The sequence below is a fragment of the Kitasatospora sp. NPDC001159 genome (assembly GCF_053598235.1).
The window spans coordinates 55,637-71,954 of record NZ_JBSFJV010000013.1 but is presented as its reverse complement, the minus strand read 5'-3'; the positions used below and the strand labels follow the sequence as shown (position 1 = coordinate 71,954).

Below are 16,318 nucleotides of genomic sequence, written 5' to 3'. Positions count from 1 at the left end.
CGGTCAACTCCGGCAGCGTGCCCGGAGCATGGTCCGAAGCCAGGCGGCGGCGACAGCCAGCCCGGCGAAACCGCCGACGGCCAGCTTGATCCCGGCCTTGGCGACGATCCAGCCGACCCCGGGAACGGCCCAGCCCAGCCAGTGGAACATCGCCAGCAGCACCGCGCAGCCGCAGACGGCGGCCAGCACGGTGGCTCCCACGGCGGCGGCCCGCGACAACTCGCGCGGGCCGTCGTCGGCCGTGGCGTCCGAAGTGGCGCCCCCCGCAGCGCTGTTGACCGGTTCGCCCGCCATGCCGCCATTGACCATGTCGTTCGTACCTCCATCACCCATGCGGCCGATGATACGTCCTCGGACAGGAGGGCACAGGCCCCGGGCAGTGGGCGCGGACACAGGGTTCGGAGCGCAGGACCCGGAGCTCGGGTCGTTGGAACGAGGCGGAACTCAGCGGCAGGCGTGGTGGGTGTCCCCGAGGTGCTCGCCGGTCTCGTCGTCGGGGAAACTGACGGCCATGGTGACCCGGTACTCGTGGACGTCGTCGCGGTGCCCCGGCACCCTGGCCCAGGCCAACGAGTGCACCTCGGCGTCCGGGGCCTGGCGGCACCAGGCGGCCGCCTCCTCCAGGGCGCGGGCGGCCGAACGGCCGGTGCACACCACCGCGGTGTAGGCGGCGACCGCGACGTCCCCGCCGGCGGTACGGCCGGACCGCGACACCGCCCGGACGGCAGCGGCGGCCTGGGTCAGGTCACGGGCCAGGTCGTCCACCACCCGAGGGGGCGCCGGCAGGACAACCGCTCCCCCGGCGACGGTCTCCGGCAGGTTCGCGCTCACGGTTTCGACATCCATCCGCATGGTCACGCGGCACAGCATGCCGGACGGGATTTCCTGGCATGCCCACTTTCACCTGAACGTCATCCTTCCAGGGCCGAGTTGGGGGTGCCCCCTGGTGCCGACCGGCCCGCCCTGCTACGGGTCGCCGGGCCCGGCGTCGAACATCAGGGCAGGTCAGAATGTCAGCCGCGGGCGCCGCCGGGGAGCCCGACGCGACGCCCACGCACCACCCCCGCGCTTCGAACCGCCGTCCCGACCGCCGGGGCACCCGGGCCCCTTGCTGTTGGGCTCCCGGTCAACTTCCGTCAGCCACACGGCAAGTCAGCTGCGCGGCGGCCTCCGACGCGAAGGTTCGGACCCGACGGACCCCCGCTGAGGTGCCACGTTCACCCCCCGGTGAACGCCGGGCCGCCGCCCGGCCATCCTGTTCCTGTCAGATCGTCGTGATACTAATCGTCACGGCGGCGGGTGCCGTCGGCCGACGGGCGGGCACGATGACGATGGCTCAGCCGTTCCGGGATGGTCCGGACGGCGACGGGGAGGGGCAGCAGATGGCGGCGAGGTTCGGCAGCGCCCAGAGCGGGCGGAAGGTACGGCTCGGCAAGCGGGTCACGGGGACGGCGGCGGCCCTCGCCGCGCTGGCCGCGCTGACCGGCTCTCAGGTGTCGGGCCTCGGGCTCGCCCCGGCCGCCGCCGACCCCAACCCGGCGCAGGACAGCACCACCGCGCAGGGCACCGGCGGGTCCGGCGCCCCCGCCTCCCCGTTCGGCGGCCCGACCGCCGCCACCCCCGGCAACGGCCGCCCGGTCGACGGCGGTGGCACCGTCCAACTGCCCCAGCCGCCCGGCACCCTGCCCGGCCCGCCCTCGGCCGGCCCGTTCACGGCCACCGGGGCCTCGCTGCCCGCCACCGTCCTCGCCGCCTACCGGCAGGCCGAGTCCTCGCTCGCGCAGCGCACGCCCGGCTGCCACCTGCCGTGGCAGCTGCTGGCGGCGATCGGCCAGGTCGAGTCCGGCCAGGCCAACGGCGGCCAGGTGGACGCGGTGGGCACCACCCTGACCCCGATCCTCGGCCCGGTGCTGGACGGCAACGGCTTCGCCGCGATACCCGACACCGACGGCGGTCGCTACGACGGCGACTCACGCTGGGACCGCGCCGTCGGCCCGATGCAGTTCATCCCGTCCACCTGGGCCTCCTGGGGCGTGGACGCCACCGGCAAGGGCACGGCCGACCCCAACAACATCTTCGACGCCGCCGAGACCGCCGCCCGCTACCTGTGCGCCGACGGCCGCGACGTCTCCGACCCGGCCCAGCTCGACCGGGCGATCCTCAGCTACAACAACTCCACGGAGTACCTGCGGACGGTCCGCAACTGGATGGCCCACTACGGCAGCGGCCTGGTGACCACCGTCCCGGACCGCCCCGGCAGCTCGACCGTGCCGGGCACGCTGCCCACGCCGTACCTCCCGCCGACCGACACCAGGGGCGGCAGCACCACCGGCGGCAGCACGACGGGTACCGGCACCACCACGAGCCCTTCGCCGAGCGCCCAGCCGACCACGCCCGCCCCCGAGCCGCAGCCGACCACGCCTGCGGTGACGCCGACTCAGACGACGTCCCCGCAGCCGACCACCACCCCGACGCCCAGCGGCTCGCCGTCGCCCTCCGCGAGCACACCGGCCACCCCGACCGGCACCCCGTCCTCGACGGCCACCCCCACGGGTACGCCGACCGGCACCCCGACGGGTACGCCCACCTCCTGCCCGAGCCCGACGGCCACCGCGACGCCGACCGGCACCGCCACGCCGACCGGCACCCCGTCCCCGACGGCGACGCCGAGCGGTACGCCGACCGGTACGCCCACGGCCACCCCGTCCGGCTCCCCCACCGTCCCCGGCTGCCCGACGCCCACGCCGACCGGTACCCCGAGCACCACTCCGAGCACCACCCCGTCCGCCGGGCCGAGCAGCACGCCGAGCGCCTCGCTCTCGCCCTCGGCGGCCCCGACGAAGAAGTAGCAGCAGCCCCCGGCAGCAGGACGGCCCCCACGGCCGTCCTGCTGCCGCGCCGTTTCCGCGACGAAGCGACCCGGCCCGCCACTGCCGGCCCGCTACTCCCCCGCCGGCTGCCCCGCCCGGTGCTCCCGCCAGCGGCCGAGCATGCCGTGCAGCTCGTCGATCATGAACTCGAAGAAGGCCGCGCTCTCCGCCAGCCGCTCCCCCGCGACCGTTCCCGCGCCGACGGTAGCCTCACCCTCCTTCAGCACCCGGATCCAGCGCAGCAGGATCTCGTCCCGCCGGGTCAGAGACTCGAACCAGACGTCGTTGAGCACCCGGTAGCGGTCGCGCCGCGAGCCGGGTTCGCGCTCCTTGGCGACCAGGCCGATCTGGATCAGGTAGCGCATCGCGCCGGAGACGGCGGCCGGGCTGATCTGCAGGCGTTCGGAGAGATCGGCGGAGGTCAGCACGCCGCTCTCCTCGGCCATCAGGCATGAGAAGATCCGGGAGGGCATCCGGCCCATGCCCGCGACCACCAGCTCGGCCGCGAACCGCTCGACGAAGTCCGACACGGCCCGGTCGTCACGCCCCTGCTCCGGCTCCCGTCCCACGGCCGTCCCCTTTCCAGTGATCATCCGTCCCCCTGCTCGAACTTTAACGCCTTCCCAATATTCATGTTTTTCTGAAACTACGGTAACTTCAGAAGCATGACCAAGGCCATCACCCTGTCCGGCCTGCGCAAGACCTTCGGCCGGACCACCGCGCTGGACGGCCTCGACCTGACCGTCGAGACCGGCGAGGTCCACGGTTTCCTGGGGCCCAACGGTGCCGGGAAGTCCACCACCGTGCGTGTTCTCCTCGGCCTGCTGCGGGCGGACGGCGGCACCGCCCGGCTGCTCGGCAAGGACCCGTGGAGCGACGCCGTCGAGCTGCACCGCCGCCTCGCCTACGTCCCCGGGGACGTCGAGCTCTGGCCCAACCTCACCGGCGGTGAGGCCATCGACCTGCTCTCCCGGCTGCGTGGCCGGCTCGACCGGCGCCTCCGCGACGAGCTGATCGAGCGCTTCGACCTCGACCCGACCAAGAAGGGCCGCAGCTACTCCAAGGGCAACCGGCAGAAGGTCGCCATCGTCGCCGCGCTCGCCTCCGACGCCGAACTGCTGCTGCTGGACGAGCCGACCTCGGGCCTGGACCCGCTGATGGAGGTGGTCTTCCAGGACGTCGTCCGGCAGGCCAGGGAACGGGGCCGGACCGTCCTGCTCTCCAGCCACATCCTGGACGAGGTGGAGAAACTCGGCGACCGGGTCAGCATCATCCGGCAGGGCCGCGTGGTGCAGACCGGCACCCTCGGCGAACTGCGCCACCTCACCCGCACCACCGTCGAGGCCGAGACCAGCCGCCCGGTCACCGGACTGGACGCGCTGGACGGCGTGCACGCCCTGCGCACCGACGGGCTGCGCGTCCACTTCGCTGTGGACGGCGCCCAACTCGACGACGCCGTAAGGAAACTGAGCGAGGCCGGGCTGCGCAGCCTGGTCAGCCACCCGCCCACGCTGGAGGAGCTCATGCTGCGCCACTACGGCGACGAGCTGGCCGCCAACGGGCACCGCCTCGACGGCGAGGCCGCGCGATGACCACCACCGCCGCACCCACCGTCCACCGCGCCCAACCGGGCCGCGCCGCGGAGCGCACCACCCTGGCCGGCGCCGCCGCCCTGCTGCGCTTCGCCCTGCGCCGGGACCGGGTCCGGCTGCCCGCCTGGGTGCTCGGCCTCGGGCTGCTCACCATCGCGTCCGCCAACAGCGTCCACACCGTCTACCCCACGGCCGCTGACCGCGCCTCGATCGCCCACGGCTCCGACAACCCGGCCCTGCTCGCCATGACCGGCCCGGCCCACTACCTGACCGACTACACCTGGGGCGCCATGCTCGGCCACCGGATGCTCGGCCTGCTGGCCGTGCTCGCCGGCCTGATGAGCGCCCTGACCGTCACCCGGCACACCCGCGCTGAGGAGGAGAGCGACCGCGCCGAACTGGTCCGCTCCGCCGCCGTCGGCCGCCACGCCCAGCTCGCCGCGGCGCTGGCCACCGCCGCCGTCGCCGACCTGGCGCTCGGACTGCTGCTCACCGCCGGCCTGCCCGGCCTCGGCATCCCGGGCCTGACCAGCGGCGGCGCGCTGCTCTACGGCGTCGCCACCGCCGTCGGCGGCCTGCTGTTCGCGGCGGTGGCCGCCGTCACCGTCCAGGTCACCGCGCACACCCGGACCGCCTCCGGGCTGGCCCTGTCCGTCCTCGGCGCCGCCTACGCGCTGCGCGCCGCCGGGGACGCCGCGGAGAACGGGCTCTCCTGGGCCTCCCCGATCGGCTGGCTGCAGCGCAGCTACCCCTTCGTCGACGACCGCTGGTGGCCGCTGCTGCCCGCGCTCGTGCTGACCGCCGCCATCTCGGCCGCCGGGTTCCTGCTGAGCACCCGCCGCGACCACGGCGCCGGGCTGCGCGTCACCCGCCCCGGCCCGGCCACCGGCAGCCCGCTCCTGGGCACCCCGCTCGGCCTGGCGCTGCGCCTGCACCGCGGCCTGATCGGCGGCTTCGCGGTCGCCCTGCTGCTGCTCGGTGCGATGTACGGCTCACTGCTCGGCGACGCCGACTCGATGCTCAAGGACGTCGACCGGATCAGGGAGGCGCTGGCCCGGCTCGGCGGCCATGCCCTCGCCGACTCCTTCGCCGCGCTGACGATGCTGGTCGTCGCGGTGGTCGGCGGGATCTACGCCGTCCTCGCGACGCTGCGGCCGCGCGCCGAGGAGAGCGCCGGACGGGCCGTGCCGGTGCTGGCCACCGGGGTGTCGCGGTCCGGCTGGCTGGGTGGACACCTGGCGGCGGCACTGCTGGGCTCCACCGCCGTGATGCTCGCCGCGGGCGTCGGGTTTGGCCTGTCCGGGGCGCTGTCCACCGGCGACGCGGGCGTGTTCCTGCGACTGACCGGCGCGGCCCTGGCCTTCGCGCCCGCCCTGTGGGTGACGGTCGGTTTCGCCGCCGCCGTCTACGGCTGGCTACCCAGGGCGATGCCGCTGGCCTGGGTCGTCCCGGCCTACGCGTTCGTGATCGGCTACCTGGGCCCACTGCTGAAGCTCCCCTCGGGCCTGGACTGGCTCTCCCCCTTCGGCCAGGTGCCCCGGCTGCCAGCCGCCGGGATGGACTGGACGCCGCTGGCAGTGCTCACCCTGGTCGCGGCAGCGCTGATCGCCCTGGCCCTGGCCGGGTTCCGGCGCCGGGACGTCGAGTGACGCCTCGGACGCCGGGACCGGACCGGCTCAGAGGTGCTTGACCAGCTCCGGCATCAGGTCCTGGAAGGTGCGCCCGTTGGCCGGCTGGCCGATCGCGGCCATCTGCCAACCGCCCGGCGTGCGCTGCACCTTGGCCATGATCTGCGCGGTGTACGGGCCGCCGCCGGTGAGGGTGTAGCGGGCCAGCTCGACGCCGGTGGTCTCGTCCACCAGTCGGCAGAAGGCCGCCTCGACCTCCTGGAAGGTCTGCCCCGTGAAGGAGTTGACGGTGAAGACGATCTGGTCGACCTCGGCCGCGATCCCGGTGAGGTCGACCGTGATCGACTCGTCGTCGGTCGCGTCGCCCGCGCCACCGACCAGGTTGTCACCGCTGTGCCGGACCGAGCCGTCGTTGCTGGTGAGGTGCTGGAAGAAGACCACGTCCAGCGCCCGCCCCTGGGAGAACAGCACCGCCGAGGCGTCCAGGTCGATCTCCTGCCCGGAGAACAGCTTGGCCAGGAAGCCCTTGCGCTCCACCGCCTTCCAGCCCAGGCCCATCCGGACCAGGCTCAACTGCCCACCGCCCGGCTTCTCCAGGCTGATCTTCTGCCCCTTGGCCAGCGAAACGGTCATCGTGCCCTCCTCGTTCCTGCCGTCCGTGCCGCGAATCTATCGCACCGCAGGGAAACCGTGATCACCGGACGGCGTACCTCGAGGACCCCTACCCAGCAGTCCCCCGGCCCGCACTTCCGGCGGTACTCCGCACACCGAGGGATGGTCGACCGGACGTCCGGCGTAGCCGTGAAACGGGACCGAACGGGCCGGCGGCGCAACCGTCCAGGCAGCAGCGCCGCGGCGGCCACCAAAACGATTGGCATGCGAATTCTCCAACCTCGCAAGACAGTTGACGCTTACTCAGGTCCGCGTGCGACCTCAGGTCGCTCAGGTGTCGCCGTCCAGCAGGTGCTGGTGCACCTCCTGGAAGGTCCAGGCCCCGCCGGCTGGCCGGGAGAACACCCACACCAGGTCGAACCGGTCCGGCCAGGTGCCCGGCACGCCGCTGCCGGACGCACCGAGCGCCTCGACGATCCGCGGGATCCGGGAGTGCTCCCAGCAGATCAGCACCGGCTGGGTGCCGGCGAGCGCGGCACCGGCCAACTCGGCCTCCTGGGACTCGGCGTACGTGGTGTCCACGGTGAGCCCGAGCTTGGCGGCCAGCGGCGTGACGGTCTGGCGCATCCGGTGCGCCCCCGCCATCGGGCCCTGGTCGGTGGCGGCGTAGATCCGGGCCGGGGTACGCAGGCCGGTCGCAGGCGGGGCGAACAGGGTGGGCAGGGCCTTGGCGCGGTCCCAGCCGCGCTGGGTGAGCGACTTGCTGTCCTGCTTGCCGTTCTCGTCCAGGCCGGGCAGGCTGCCGTCGGGCTTCTCGCCGTGCCGGATGATCATCACGAAGGCCACTCCGCCCGGGTCACTGGCCTTGGCCACCGGACCGTTCTTGTCGGCCTTGTTCTTCTTCCCCGAGGAGGAGCAGCCCGTCAGCACCAGCGGTGCGGCCGCCAGCAGGCCGCTGAGCAGCGCGCGGCGGGAGGTCACGACCGTCACTCGGCACCCCGCTCCAGCCGCACCAGCGCGTCGATCGCGACGGCCGCACCGCCGCCCGTGCCGCCGCCCTTGTGGCCGGGCTCGGCGCCGACCGTGCGGTGGACGCGTTCGGCGCGCACGGTGCGCAGGCCGTGGTCGGCGAGGTCGGCGAGGACGTCGTCCGGGGTGAACAGGACGGCCGGGTCCTGCGGTCCGCCGACGCCCTCGGTGAGGTTGCTCAGGTCGTGCCCGACCACCAGCAGGGTGCCGCCGGGGGCGAGCGCGTCGGCGGCCCGGCGCAGCGCGGTCCGGCGGTCCTCGGCGGGCAGTTGGAGGTAGGCGACCAGGACGAGGTCGTAGCCGGCGACGGGGACCTCAAAGGTTCGGGCGTCGCCGTGACGCCAGGTGAGGCGGTCGGCGACCTCGTCCGGCAGGTCGGCGGTGAGCCGTTCGGCGCGCTCCAGGGCCACGGCGGAGAAGTCCAGACCGGTGACCTCCCAACCCTGGGCGGCCAGCCAGATGGCGTTGCGGCCCTCGCCGGCGGCCAGGTCGAGGGCGTGACCGGGGGTGTGACCGGTCAGTTCGCGGACCACCCACTGGTTGGGCGCGGCGCCCCAGACCAGTTCGCTCGCCGCGTAGCGGTCGTCCCAGCCCTGACTGTCCATGGAGCTCCTCCGTTCGGCGGCCTGCTCGGTACCGGTCAACCTACCGGTCCACCGCCCTGCGCCGCCCTGCGCGGGCCGGACGGTCCAGCGGGCGGTCACAGTTGACGGCGAATACCGGTCCAGTCCAATCCCGCCGGGGGTGCCGTCTGGCCCGCCGCCGGTTGTCGGTGTGGCCGCCGGAACGCGAGTGGTCCGCGCGGATCACTCGCGGGCCACTCGCCATGCCCGGAGGATCAGCGCGGCACCGGGTCCGCCCCGCCCCGCCCCGGACGGCAGCGCAGCAGGCGCCCGACCGTCAGCCGGGCCCCGCGCAGTGCGCCGTGCCGGTGCAGCGCCTGCACCGCATAGGTCGAACAGGACGGTGTGTACGGGCAGCAGGCCGGGCGCCGGGGGCTCACCTCGGTGCGGTAGTAGCGCACCGCGCCGTACATCACCCCGGCCGCGAACCCGCGCGGGGCGGGCGCGGACGGGTCGGCCGTACGGCGCCCGTGTGCCCCGGTGAGGGCGAAGCGGATGCCGGAAGCCATCATCACCGGAATGAGCGCGATCAGGCACGGGTCGGCGATGTCACAGCAGCCGTCGCCGCAGCAGTCCAGGCAGTCGTCGTCGCGCTTGCGCTTGCGCCTGCCGCCGTCCTCGTCCTTGCGGTTGCGCCGCTGGTAGGCCTGGTAGGCCTCCCAGTCCTTGCGCTGCTTCTTCCGGCGTAGCCGCTCCGGCTCGGGCAGCCACCACCAGGCGCGCTCCGGGCGGGACGGCGGGACGGGAGCGGCATCCGGTTCCCGTGGGAACCGGCCACCGGGATCCGGCGTCGGATAGGACACTGCTGATGTTCCCCTCGATCCGTCGGCCGAGGGCCGACCCCCGACAATCCGGGCAAGGTTATCCGATGATCACCTGCCCGGATTCCCGGTGGACGACGTGGTCGAAGGGGCTCCGAACCCTTTGTCAGCCCTTGAGGTTGAGCGAGGGGAAGAGGTCCTCGAACGGCTGCGTGGTGACCGAGACGCTTCTGGCGAACGGATCGTCGAAGTCCCAGATCATGAACAGCAGGAAGGCGATCAGCGCGCTGAAGCAGGCCGCCAGGATCAACTCCCTTCGCGTGCGCCGGATCTGCAGCGCGAAGAGCATGCCGACGGTCACCACGGCGCCGCCGATCAGGCCGAACCAGACCACGCCCGGCATGCCCGGTCCGGCGTTCTGGCCACGCTGGTTGCGGGCGTCGGAGGCCTGGCTGATCCGGTCCATGATCGGCTGGTAGGCCTGGGACTCCAGCTCCGAGGCCGGCGGCCGGGTGGCCACGTCGTTCTGGAGCTTTTCCAGCAGCTCGGTGCCCTTGTCGGTGATCTCGCCGTGCTTGGCCATGTAGTCCCACTCGACGTTGACCACGTACGTGACATACGCGTCCACGTCGGCCCGGACCTGGTCGCGGAAGTCGGCCGGGTAGACCACCGCCCGGTCGCTCACCTCCCGCAGCGACTGCGCCTCGCGGAACAGGTCGTCCTGAGCGGCGCCGCGTGCCTCCCAGACTCCCGCGATGGCGAGGCCGAGGACGATCGCGTAGACCACGCCGATCATCATCGTGATGTACTCGATGACGTCGGGCGTCTCATCGACGTTCTTCTCGGTGCCCACCCGACGGTGCCTCAGCAGCACCACCGCCACCACGACGGCGCAGGCCGCCGCCATGGCGATGGCCAGAACCACCCACTCGGACATGGGAACTCCCCTCTCTGGCTTGGCTTGTGACGTGAACGGGGTACTCGGGAACTCGGCCGACTCTAGGGACCGGCGGCCGTGCGGTCGCGGGCCCAGGACGCCCGGGGTCCTGGGGTCCTGGAGTCCTTGGGTCCTTGGGTCCTGCGACGGGACGCCGTCAGGACTGGGAGCGACCCCGACCCCGGTTGCCACGGCCCGGGCGCAGGGCCGCGGCCGCCAGCACGGCGGGGACGGTGACCAGCAACATCGTGGTGGTCGCCGGGGCGCTCTGATGATGCCGCGCGACGGGCTGCGGCTGCGCCGGCCGGGCGTGGAACACCGGCTGTGCCACCGGGGTCGGCCACAGCGGGCTCGGGCGCACCGGGCTCGGCGGCGCGGCGGGCGGGGTCGGCTGGGGGGCGGGGTCGCCCGCCTGGGCGGGCGCGGGCGCCGCCGTGGGGGGTGCGGCCGGTGCGGGGGCCGGGGGCGGCGGAGGCGTGGACGACGGGCGTGGGGTGGGCGCCGGAATCGGGCTGGGCGACGGCGTGGGAGTCGGCGTCGGGATCGGCGTGGGAGTCGGGATCGGCGTGGGAGTCGGGGGGTGCGTCGGGATCGGGCTCGGGCAGGGGTGCAGGTGGTGATGGTGCCCGTTGCGGTCGCCGTGACCGTCCTGCTCGCCCTGGTCGCCCTGCTCGTCGTCCGGCCGCCCCGGTTGGTGCGGGAGGTCCGTCGGCGCCGAGGGCGAGAACGGGGGTGCCACCGGGAACGGGCCGGCCTGGTGCGGGGGGCACGGGTGGCGTTCGCGCGGCGACTTGGGCCCGTGGTGCATGGCGCCGGGGGCGACCGTCACGCCGACCTGGACGTCCACGTCCACTCCGACGTCCACGCTCCCGCCCGGGCCGACCGACATCGACACGTCCGTCTCGCTGCACACGCAGATGTCGACCACCGGGCCGTGCGAATGTCCGCCCGGTCGCTCGGCTCCGGAGGCGGCGGCGCCGCTGACCAGCGCGCACATCGCCACCACGCCGACCGCCGCGCCGACCAGTCGTACCCGCCGCCCGGGGGTCGCAGTCCCACCGCCGGGCAGCGGTATCCGTCGGAACTGCCGACGCTGCGGCATGGGCTCCACACACCTCTCGGGTCGACTGGGTGGGACGGCACGGGCTTCGAGCTGATCAGCCACGGCGGAACAGGCGGAAGCGGGCAAGTCCGAATCGGAAAGCCGATCGGGCACGACCAGATGCTTCCGAACATGATCAGACGGACGGCCCCCCGCAACGGGCGGGCCGTCCGCCATCAGGTCGAACGATCTTCATGCCGGCCGGTTACGGCCCGCACTCACCGCTCTTCGCTCTCAGTGGCGACGGTGCGCGATCTCGACGTTCTCCAGCACGCCGACCGCGTCCGGCACCAGGATCGCGCACGAGTAGTAGGCGCTGACCAGGTAAGAGATGATCGCCTTCTCGTCGATGCCCATGAAGCGGACCGACAGCGCGGGCTGGTACTCGTCCGGGAGGCCGGTCTGGTGCAGGCCGATGACGCCCTGATTGTCCTCACCGGTACGGATCACCAGGATCGAGCTGGTGCTCTCCTTGGTGATCGGGATCTTGCTGCACGGCAGGATCGGCACACCGCGCCAGGCCGGCACCTGCTGCCCGCCGAGGTCGACATGGTGCGGGTAGATGCCCCGGGCGTTGAACTCGCGGCCGATCGCGGCGATGGTGCGCGGGTGGGCCAGCAGGTAGTCGGGGTCGCGGCGGCGGTTGAGCAGCTCGTCCAGGTCGTCCGGGGTGGGCGGGCCGGAGTGGGTCTGGATGCGCTGGTCGAAGTCGGCGTTGTTGAGCAGACCGAACTCCGGGTTGTTGATCATCTCGTGCTCCTGGCGCTCGCGCAGGGCCTCGATGGTCAGTCGGAGCTGGTGCTCGATCTGGTTCATCGGCTGGTTGTACAGGTCCGCGACGCGGGTGTGGACCTTGAGGATGGTCTGGGCGACGCTCAGCTCGTACTCACGCGGCTTGAGCTCGTAGTCCACGAAGGCGCCGGGGAGTTCGTACTCTCCGTGGTGGCCGGCCGACATGGCGATCTCGGCCTCGCCGCGCTCGTTCTGGGCCTGCAGCGGCAGGGCCAGGAAGGACTCCAGGTGCTCCTGGAGGCTCGGCGCGTTGTCCCGGATGCGGGCGAAGTCGTCCCGGCTCAGGATCAGCGCGACACCGGAGGTGGCGGACTTCGCGGTGTACTCCCAAACGGCGTCCGCGTTCAGCAGCGCGTCGTCGCCGAAGCGGTCGCCGTCACCGGCCACGCCGACCACGGCCTCGTCACCGTACTTGCCGGTGCCGATCTTGTTGATCTTGCCGTGCGCGATCAGGAAGATCTTGTCGGCCGCCTCGCCCTGGGTGGTGAGGACCTCGCCGGGGCCGAAGTCGATCTGCTGGCAGCGGTCGGCGAGGGCGGTCAGCACGTCCTCGTCCTCGTAGCCGCGCAGCAGGGCGAGCTCGCCCAGCTCGGCCGGGATCACGCGGACCTGGGAGCCGGTCTTGATGAACTCCACCACGCCATTGCCGACGGTGTAGGTGAGCCGTCGGTTCACCCGGTACGCACCACCGTGGGCCTCGACCCACGGGAGCACCTTGAGCAGCCAGCGGGAGGTGATCTCCTGCATCTGCGGTGCGGACTTGGTCGTGGTGGCAAGGTTGCGGGCAGCTGCCGTCGCAAGGCTCTGCTGCCGGTCCTGCTGTGTCTCCGGGCTCGTGTCCACGGGCATCGGCAGGGTCTCCATTCGTGTGGTCGGATCACGCGACCAGGGCCGTACCGCACCGACCTGGGCACGCAAGCCGTGACGGACCATCAGATCCGCTTACTGATGGGGAAGTTGGTGTGGTGTCGGGAGAGCGGCCGCCGTCCCGCGGCAGCCCATCCGGAACCCTAGATCACCAGAACCCGACCAGGCCCGTACGGCGGTCGACTACCCCCCGATAGGATGAATCTCCCCCCAACCACCCCGCAGCGCCCCACCGCCCGCAGGAACATCCGGTCCCACCTGCGATCCCCGCGCCACCAAAGCCCTTCCACCCCTTGCCCGACCCCGCCGCCCACCCGAGCCCCGGTCTCCCGGCGCCAGCCCGGCAAACCGCTCAGGCCACCTCGTACCGGACCCGGACCCGGTCGAGCCGGCCCGCCGCGAGGTCCTCGTCGGGGATCCAGAAGGAGACGTTCACGGCACCCCGGTCAGCGCCCACCGCCGACGTCTCGACCTGCAGCAGCGGCCGGTGCTTCGCCCCTCACCCCGCCCTCAGGTCGGCGGCAGGATGTCGCAGAGCGCGGCGAGCGACGCCGGGTAGGCGTGGTCGGGTGGGGTGGCGTAGCCGACGACCAGGCCGTCCGCCGTCGGCATGTCCTCGGGGCTGACCGCCGGGTGGCGGTAGTCGGCGAGGCCGTCGAGGGCGAGGCCGCGGTAGGTGGCGGCCTTGAGCACCGAACGCTCGGTGCCCGGCGCCAGGCGCAGCACCGCGTGCAGACCGGCCGCGATACCGGAGACCTCGATATGCGGGGCGTTCGCGGCGAGCGCGGCCACCAGCTGGTCCCGGCGGTCGCGGTAGCGGCGCCGCATCCGGCGGACGTGGCGGTCGTAACCGCCGGAGTCGATGAACTCGGCGAGGGTCAGCTGGTCCAGGGCGCTGGCCCAGCCCTCGCGTTCGCCCTTGACCGCGAGCACCCGGTCGACCAGGTGGTCCGGCACGACCATCCAGCCGAGACGCAGCGCGGGGCTGAGGCTCTTGCTGGTGCTGCCGAGGTAGACCACCCGCTCGGGGTCGAGCCCCTGGACGGCGCCGACCGGTTGGCGGTCGTAGCGGAACTCGCCGTCGTAGTCGTCCTCCAGGACGAGCCCGCCGCGTCCGCGAGCCCAGTCGATGACGGCGGCGCGGCGGCCGGCGTGCAGCGGCCCGCCGGTCGGGAACTGGTGGGCGGGGGTGAGCAGGACCGTACGGACGTCCGGCCGGTGTGCCAACTCGCTGACCCGGGCGCCCTGTTCGTCGATCGGCAGCGGAACGGCGGTGACTCCGGCGGCGGACAGCAGCCCGCGGTGGAAGCCCAGCCCGTATGCCTCGACGGCCAGCGGCCCCTGTTCGGCGGGCGGCAGGGCGGGCGCCGCGCCGTCGAAGAGCAGTCGCAGCGCGTGGGCGAAGCCGGAGCAGATGACGATCCGGTCGGGGTCGGTGCGCACCCCGCGGGCGCGAGCGAGGTAGTCGGCGAGGACGGTGCGCAGTTCGCGCCGGCCGTGCGGATCGCCGGGCCCGAAGGCCTCGTTGGGCGCGACGGTGAGGGCCCGGCGGGCGGCGGCCAGCCAGGCCGTCCGGGGGAAGGAGGCGGCGTCGGGCTGGCCCTGGCGCAGGTCGTGCACCGGCCCGGGCCGCGCCGAGGGACGGCGGGCCCGGGTGGACGGGACGGGCACGGCGCGTTCGGCGACGGTGGTGCCGGAGCCCTGACGGGCGGTCAGCCAGCCCTCGGCGACGAGTTCGGCGTACGCCTCGGCGGCGGTGTTACGGGCCACGCCGAGGTCGGCGGCCAGGGCCCGGTAGGGTGGCAGCCGGGTGCCGGGCGCGAGTCTGCCGCTGCGGATCGCCTCGCGCAGCGCGGCCATCAGCGCGGCGCGGCGCCCGCCGGTGGCGGGCAGGTCGAGGTGCAGATCGCTGCCGGTCGGGTGGGCCGGCTCGGTAGGGTGCGCGCCCGGCGTTTCCGTCATGCTTCCGCACCCTACCGGCCGCCCCTGCGTGCTCCGGAGGGCGGTCAGCCCTGGTGGTACTGGTTCGGCAGGCCGTAGTCGCCGTACGGGTTGGGCGGGCTGGGCTGGCCGTAGGGGTTGGGCTGCTGGTAGTGGCCGTAGGGGTTCGGCTGGCCTTGGCCACCGGGCCTGGGGCCGCTGTCGCGCCGGTGTAAGGGCGGGTCCGCCGATTCGCGCCCGGCGCGGCTGTCGGACAGGCTCTACGGCACGACGGTCACGGGCCAGCGCCCGGCCTTGACCAGCCGGACGGCCACCGAGCCGATCACCTTGTGCCCGGCCTGTTCGGAGACGCCGACCACGACGGCGTCGGCGCGCAGTTCGTCGGCGAGCTTGGCGAGGCCGGTGTACGGGTCACCGCGCATGGTCAGGAAGCGCCAGTCCACCTTCCACACCTCGCGGACCCGCTGCTCGGCCTCGCGCAGCGCGGCCAGCAGTTCGTCGGCGATCTCCCGGGTGGTCTCCTCCACCGCGGCCCCGGCCAGGGCGGTCGCGGCGCCGAGTATCGGCTGGATGTAGGCGACCGCGAGGACGGCGCTCTGGCGGCGGGCCAGTCCGGCGGCATAGGCGGTCGCGCGCCAGGAGGAGTCGGAGCCGTCCAGGCCCGCCAGGATCACCTTGGGCCCGTCGGTCCCCAGCTCGAAGCCAGCGGGCACGGCCGCCACCTCGTGGTCCTCGTCGCCGACGGCGCCGGTGTCGGCCGCATCGCTCTCGTTGCTCATGAGCGAAGGCTATGTCCGCCAACGCGGGTGAGTGCAGGGGGCACTCCGGGTGAGTACGCCAGGGCAGGGTTCACACCGTTCCCCCGACCCGCAGAAGCCGATGGTCCTCGGCGGGCCGGGCGACTGGCCGGCCGTCAGGCGGCGGGTCGCGGCGGGATCGGCAGCGGCATGGCGGGCAGGCCGTCGATGCTGGTGGCGACGAGCGGCTTGCGCTCGCAGTAGGCGCTGAACTCGGCCTCGTCCTTGCGGTCGAAGTACTGGGCGTGCAGGTCGCGATCGGCACGGTAGTCCATGAACGGGACCGCGTAGCCGCAGGAGTCGCTGACCCGGTCGGCCTTCACCAGGACGATCGCGCGCAGGCCGGAGCCGTCCGCGGCGGGGTCGAAGTGGCCGAGCAGTTCGGCGAAGCGCGGGTCGTCGCGGAAGACGGGCTCACCCCGGCCGTGCACCCGCACCACGGTGGGCGGGCCCTCGAAGGCGCACCACATCAGGGTGATCCGGCCGTTCTCCCGCAGGTGGGCGACGGTCTCCGCCTGCGAGCCACCGAAGTCCAGGTAGGCGAGGGTGAGTTCGTCGATCACCGCAAGGGTGCCGGCGCGCCCCTTGGGCGAGATGTTGACGTGTCCGTCGGCGGCCAGCGGCGCGGTCGCGACGAAGTAGACGGGCTGGCGTTCGATGAACTGCCGCAGCCGGCCGTCGATGGATTCGTACTGCTTTCCCATGTGCGCAATTGTGCCCGCATCTCGGCCCGCGAGAAAGGAAAATCCGTCCAATGAGACGGTGAC

16 protein-coding genes are annotated in these 16,318 nt (G+C 73.2%); 3 read left to right on the top strand and 13 right to left on the bottom strand.

Annotated features, from left to right (window positions below; all coding sequences use genetic code 11):
* Nucleotides 1-3: 3 nt before the first annotated feature.
* A complete protein-coding gene (locus tag ACWC9T_RS09765; RefSeq protein WP_449820518.1) occupies nt 4-333 on the bottom strand; it encodes a hypothetical protein in 330 nt (109 codons plus the stop codon).
* A 111-nt stretch (nt 334-444) separates the two neighbouring features.
* A complete protein-coding gene (locus ACWC9T_RS09760; RefSeq protein ID WP_449820517.1) occupies nt 445-831 on the bottom strand; it encodes a hypothetical protein in 387 nt (128 codons plus the stop codon).
* A gap of 500 nt (nt 832-1,331) precedes the next feature.
* Between ACWC9T_RS09760 and ACWC9T_RS09755 the strand changes: the two genes are divergently transcribed.
* Nucleotides 1,332-2,849: a lytic transglycosylase domain-containing protein gene (locus ACWC9T_RS09755; RefSeq protein ID WP_449820516.1), complete on the top strand. Its 1,518-nt coding sequence runs from the start codon at nt 1,332-1,334 to the stop codon at nt 2,847-2,849.
* Nucleotides 2,850-2,941: 92 nt separating this feature from the next.
* On the opposite strand, the gene ACWC9T_RS09750 is transcribed toward ACWC9T_RS09755, so the two are convergent.
* Entirely contained in the window at nt 2,942-3,463 is a 522-nt protein-coding gene (locus ACWC9T_RS09750) for a GbsR/MarR family transcriptional regulator (RefSeq protein WP_449820515.1), read from the bottom strand.
* A gap of 72 nt (nt 3,464-3,535) precedes the next feature.
* Between ACWC9T_RS09750 and ACWC9T_RS09745 the strand changes: the two genes are divergently transcribed.
* A complete protein-coding gene (locus ACWC9T_RS09745) occupies nt 3,536-4,462 on the top strand; it encodes an ABC transporter ATP-binding protein (protein WP_449820514.1) in 927 nt (308 codons plus the stop codon).
* On the top strand, nt 4,459-6,111 hold the full coding sequence (locus ACWC9T_RS09740) for an ABC transporter permease (RefSeq protein WP_449820513.1): 1,653 nt from the start codon (nt 4,459-4,461) through the stop codon (nt 6,109-6,111). The genes ACWC9T_RS09745 and ACWC9T_RS09740 overlap by 4 nt, the downstream gene beginning before the upstream one ends.
* A gap of 27 nt (nt 6,112-6,138) precedes the next feature.
* On the opposite strand, the gene ACWC9T_RS09735 is transcribed toward ACWC9T_RS09740, so the two are convergent.
* The 10 genes from ACWC9T_RS09735 to ACWC9T_RS09690 all read right to left on the bottom strand — a co-directional run bounded on the left by ACWC9T_RS09735 (nt 6,139) and on the right by ACWC9T_RS09690 (nt 16,255).
* The gene (locus ACWC9T_RS09735; RefSeq protein WP_449820512.1) at nt 6,139-6,723 is read right to left on the bottom strand and encodes a TerD family protein; all 585 of its coding nucleotides are present in this window, start codon (nt 6,721-6,723) and stop codon (nt 6,139-6,141) included.
* A gap of 309 nt (nt 6,724-7,032) precedes the next feature.
* Nucleotides 7,033-7,692 (bottom strand): hypothetical protein, encoded by a 660-nt coding sequence (locus tag ACWC9T_RS09730; RefSeq protein WP_449820511.1) that lies wholly within the window; start codon nt 7,690-7,692, stop codon nt 7,033-7,035.
* Nucleotides 7,689-8,336, bottom strand: a complete 648-nt coding sequence (locus tag ACWC9T_RS09725) for a class I SAM-dependent methyltransferase (protein ID WP_449820510.1) — start codon at nt 8,334-8,336, stop codon at nt 7,689-7,691. The genes ACWC9T_RS09730 and ACWC9T_RS09725 overlap by 4 nt, the downstream gene beginning before the upstream one ends.
* Before the next feature lie 233 nt (nt 8,337-8,569).
* Nucleotides 8,570-9,157, bottom strand: coding sequence for a membrane protein insertion efficiency factor YidD (gene yidD, locus ACWC9T_RS09720; protein ID WP_449820509.1), 588 nt, complete (start codon nt 9,155-9,157; stop codon nt 8,570-8,572).
* A 124-nt stretch (nt 9,158-9,281) separates the two neighbouring features.
* A complete protein-coding gene (locus ACWC9T_RS09715; RefSeq protein WP_449820508.1) occupies nt 9,282-10,052 on the bottom strand; it encodes a bestrophin-like domain in 771 nt (256 codons plus the stop codon).
* Nucleotides 10,053-10,209: 157 nt separating this feature from the next.
* Complete coding sequence (locus tag ACWC9T_RS09710; protein ID WP_449820507.1) at nt 10,210-11,154, bottom strand: hypothetical protein; 945 nt, start codon at nt 11,152-11,154, stop codon at nt 10,210-10,212.
* Between the two features lie 234 nt (nt 11,155-11,388).
* Entirely contained in the window at nt 11,389-12,795 is a 1,407-nt protein-coding gene (locus ACWC9T_RS09705; RefSeq protein WP_449820506.1) for a family 2B encapsulin nanocompartment shell protein, read from the bottom strand.
* Between the two features lie 528 nt (nt 12,796-13,323).
* Nucleotides 13,324-14,775 (bottom strand): MocR-like pyridoxine biosynthesis transcription factor PdxR, encoded by a 1,452-nt coding sequence (gene pdxR / locus ACWC9T_RS09700; RefSeq protein ID WP_449820505.1) that lies wholly within the window; start codon nt 14,773-14,775, stop codon nt 13,324-13,326.
* 239 nt (nt 14,776-15,014) lie between these two features.
* A complete protein-coding gene (locus ACWC9T_RS09695; protein WP_449820504.1) occupies nt 15,015-15,533 on the bottom strand; it encodes a universal stress protein in 519 nt (172 codons plus the stop codon).
* A 134-nt stretch (nt 15,534-15,667) separates the two neighbouring features.
* On the bottom strand, nt 15,668-16,255 hold the full coding sequence (locus tag ACWC9T_RS09690; RefSeq protein ID WP_449820503.1) for a pyridoxamine 5'-phosphate oxidase family protein: 588 nt from the start codon (nt 16,253-16,255) through the stop codon (nt 15,668-15,670).
* Nucleotides 16,256-16,318: the final 63 nt, after the last annotated feature.

Bases quoted from the DNA above. Each gene is read 5' to 3' on its own strand.
- ACWC9T_RS09750 (WP_449820515.1), bottom strand. From the start codon at position 3,463: ATGATCACTGGAAAGGGGACGGCCGTGGGACGGGAGCCGGAGCAGGGG.
- ACWC9T_RS09695 (WP_449820504.1), bottom strand. From the start codon at position 15,533: ATGAGCAACGAGAGCGATGCGGCCGACACCGGCGCCGTCGGCGACGAG.
- ACWC9T_RS09765 (WP_449820518.1), bottom strand. From the start codon at position 333: ATGGGTGATGGAGGTACGAACGACATGGTCAATGGCGGCATGGCGGGC.
- ACWC9T_RS09710 (WP_449820507.1), bottom strand. From the start codon at position 11,154: ATGCCGCAGCGTCGGCAGTTCCGACGGATACCGCTGCCCGGCGGTGGG.
- ACWC9T_RS09740 (WP_449820513.1), top strand. From the start codon at position 4,459: ATGACCACCACCGCCGCACCCACCGTCCACCGCGCCCAACCGGGCCGC.
- ACWC9T_RS09725 (WP_449820510.1), bottom strand. From the start codon at position 8,336: ATGGACAGTCAGGGCTGGGACGACCGCTACGCGGCGAGCGAACTGGTC.
- ACWC9T_RS09705 (WP_449820506.1), bottom strand. From the start codon at position 12,795: ATGCCCGTGGACACGAGCCCGGAGACACAGCAGGACCGGCAGCAGAGC.
- ACWC9T_RS09735 (WP_449820512.1), bottom strand. From the start codon at position 6,723: ATGACCGTTTCGCTGGCCAAGGGGCAGAAGATCAGCCTGGAGAAGCCG.
- ACWC9T_RS09755 (WP_449820516.1), top strand. From the start codon at position 1,332: ATGGCTCAGCCGTTCCGGGATGGTCCGGACGGCGACGGGGAGGGGCAG.
- pdxR (WP_449820505.1), bottom strand. From the start codon at position 14,775: ATGACGGAAACGCCGGGCGCGCACCCTACCGAGCCGGCCCACCCGACC.
- ACWC9T_RS09745 (WP_449820514.1), top strand. From the start codon at position 3,536: ATGACCAAGGCCATCACCCTGTCCGGCCTGCGCAAGACCTTCGGCCGG.
- ACWC9T_RS09715 (WP_449820508.1), bottom strand. From the start codon at position 10,052: ATGTCCGAGTGGGTGGTTCTGGCCATCGCCATGGCGGCGGCCTGCGCC.
- ACWC9T_RS09690 (WP_449820503.1), bottom strand. From the start codon at position 16,255: ATGGGAAAGCAGTACGAATCCATCGACGGCCGGCTGCGGCAGTTCATC.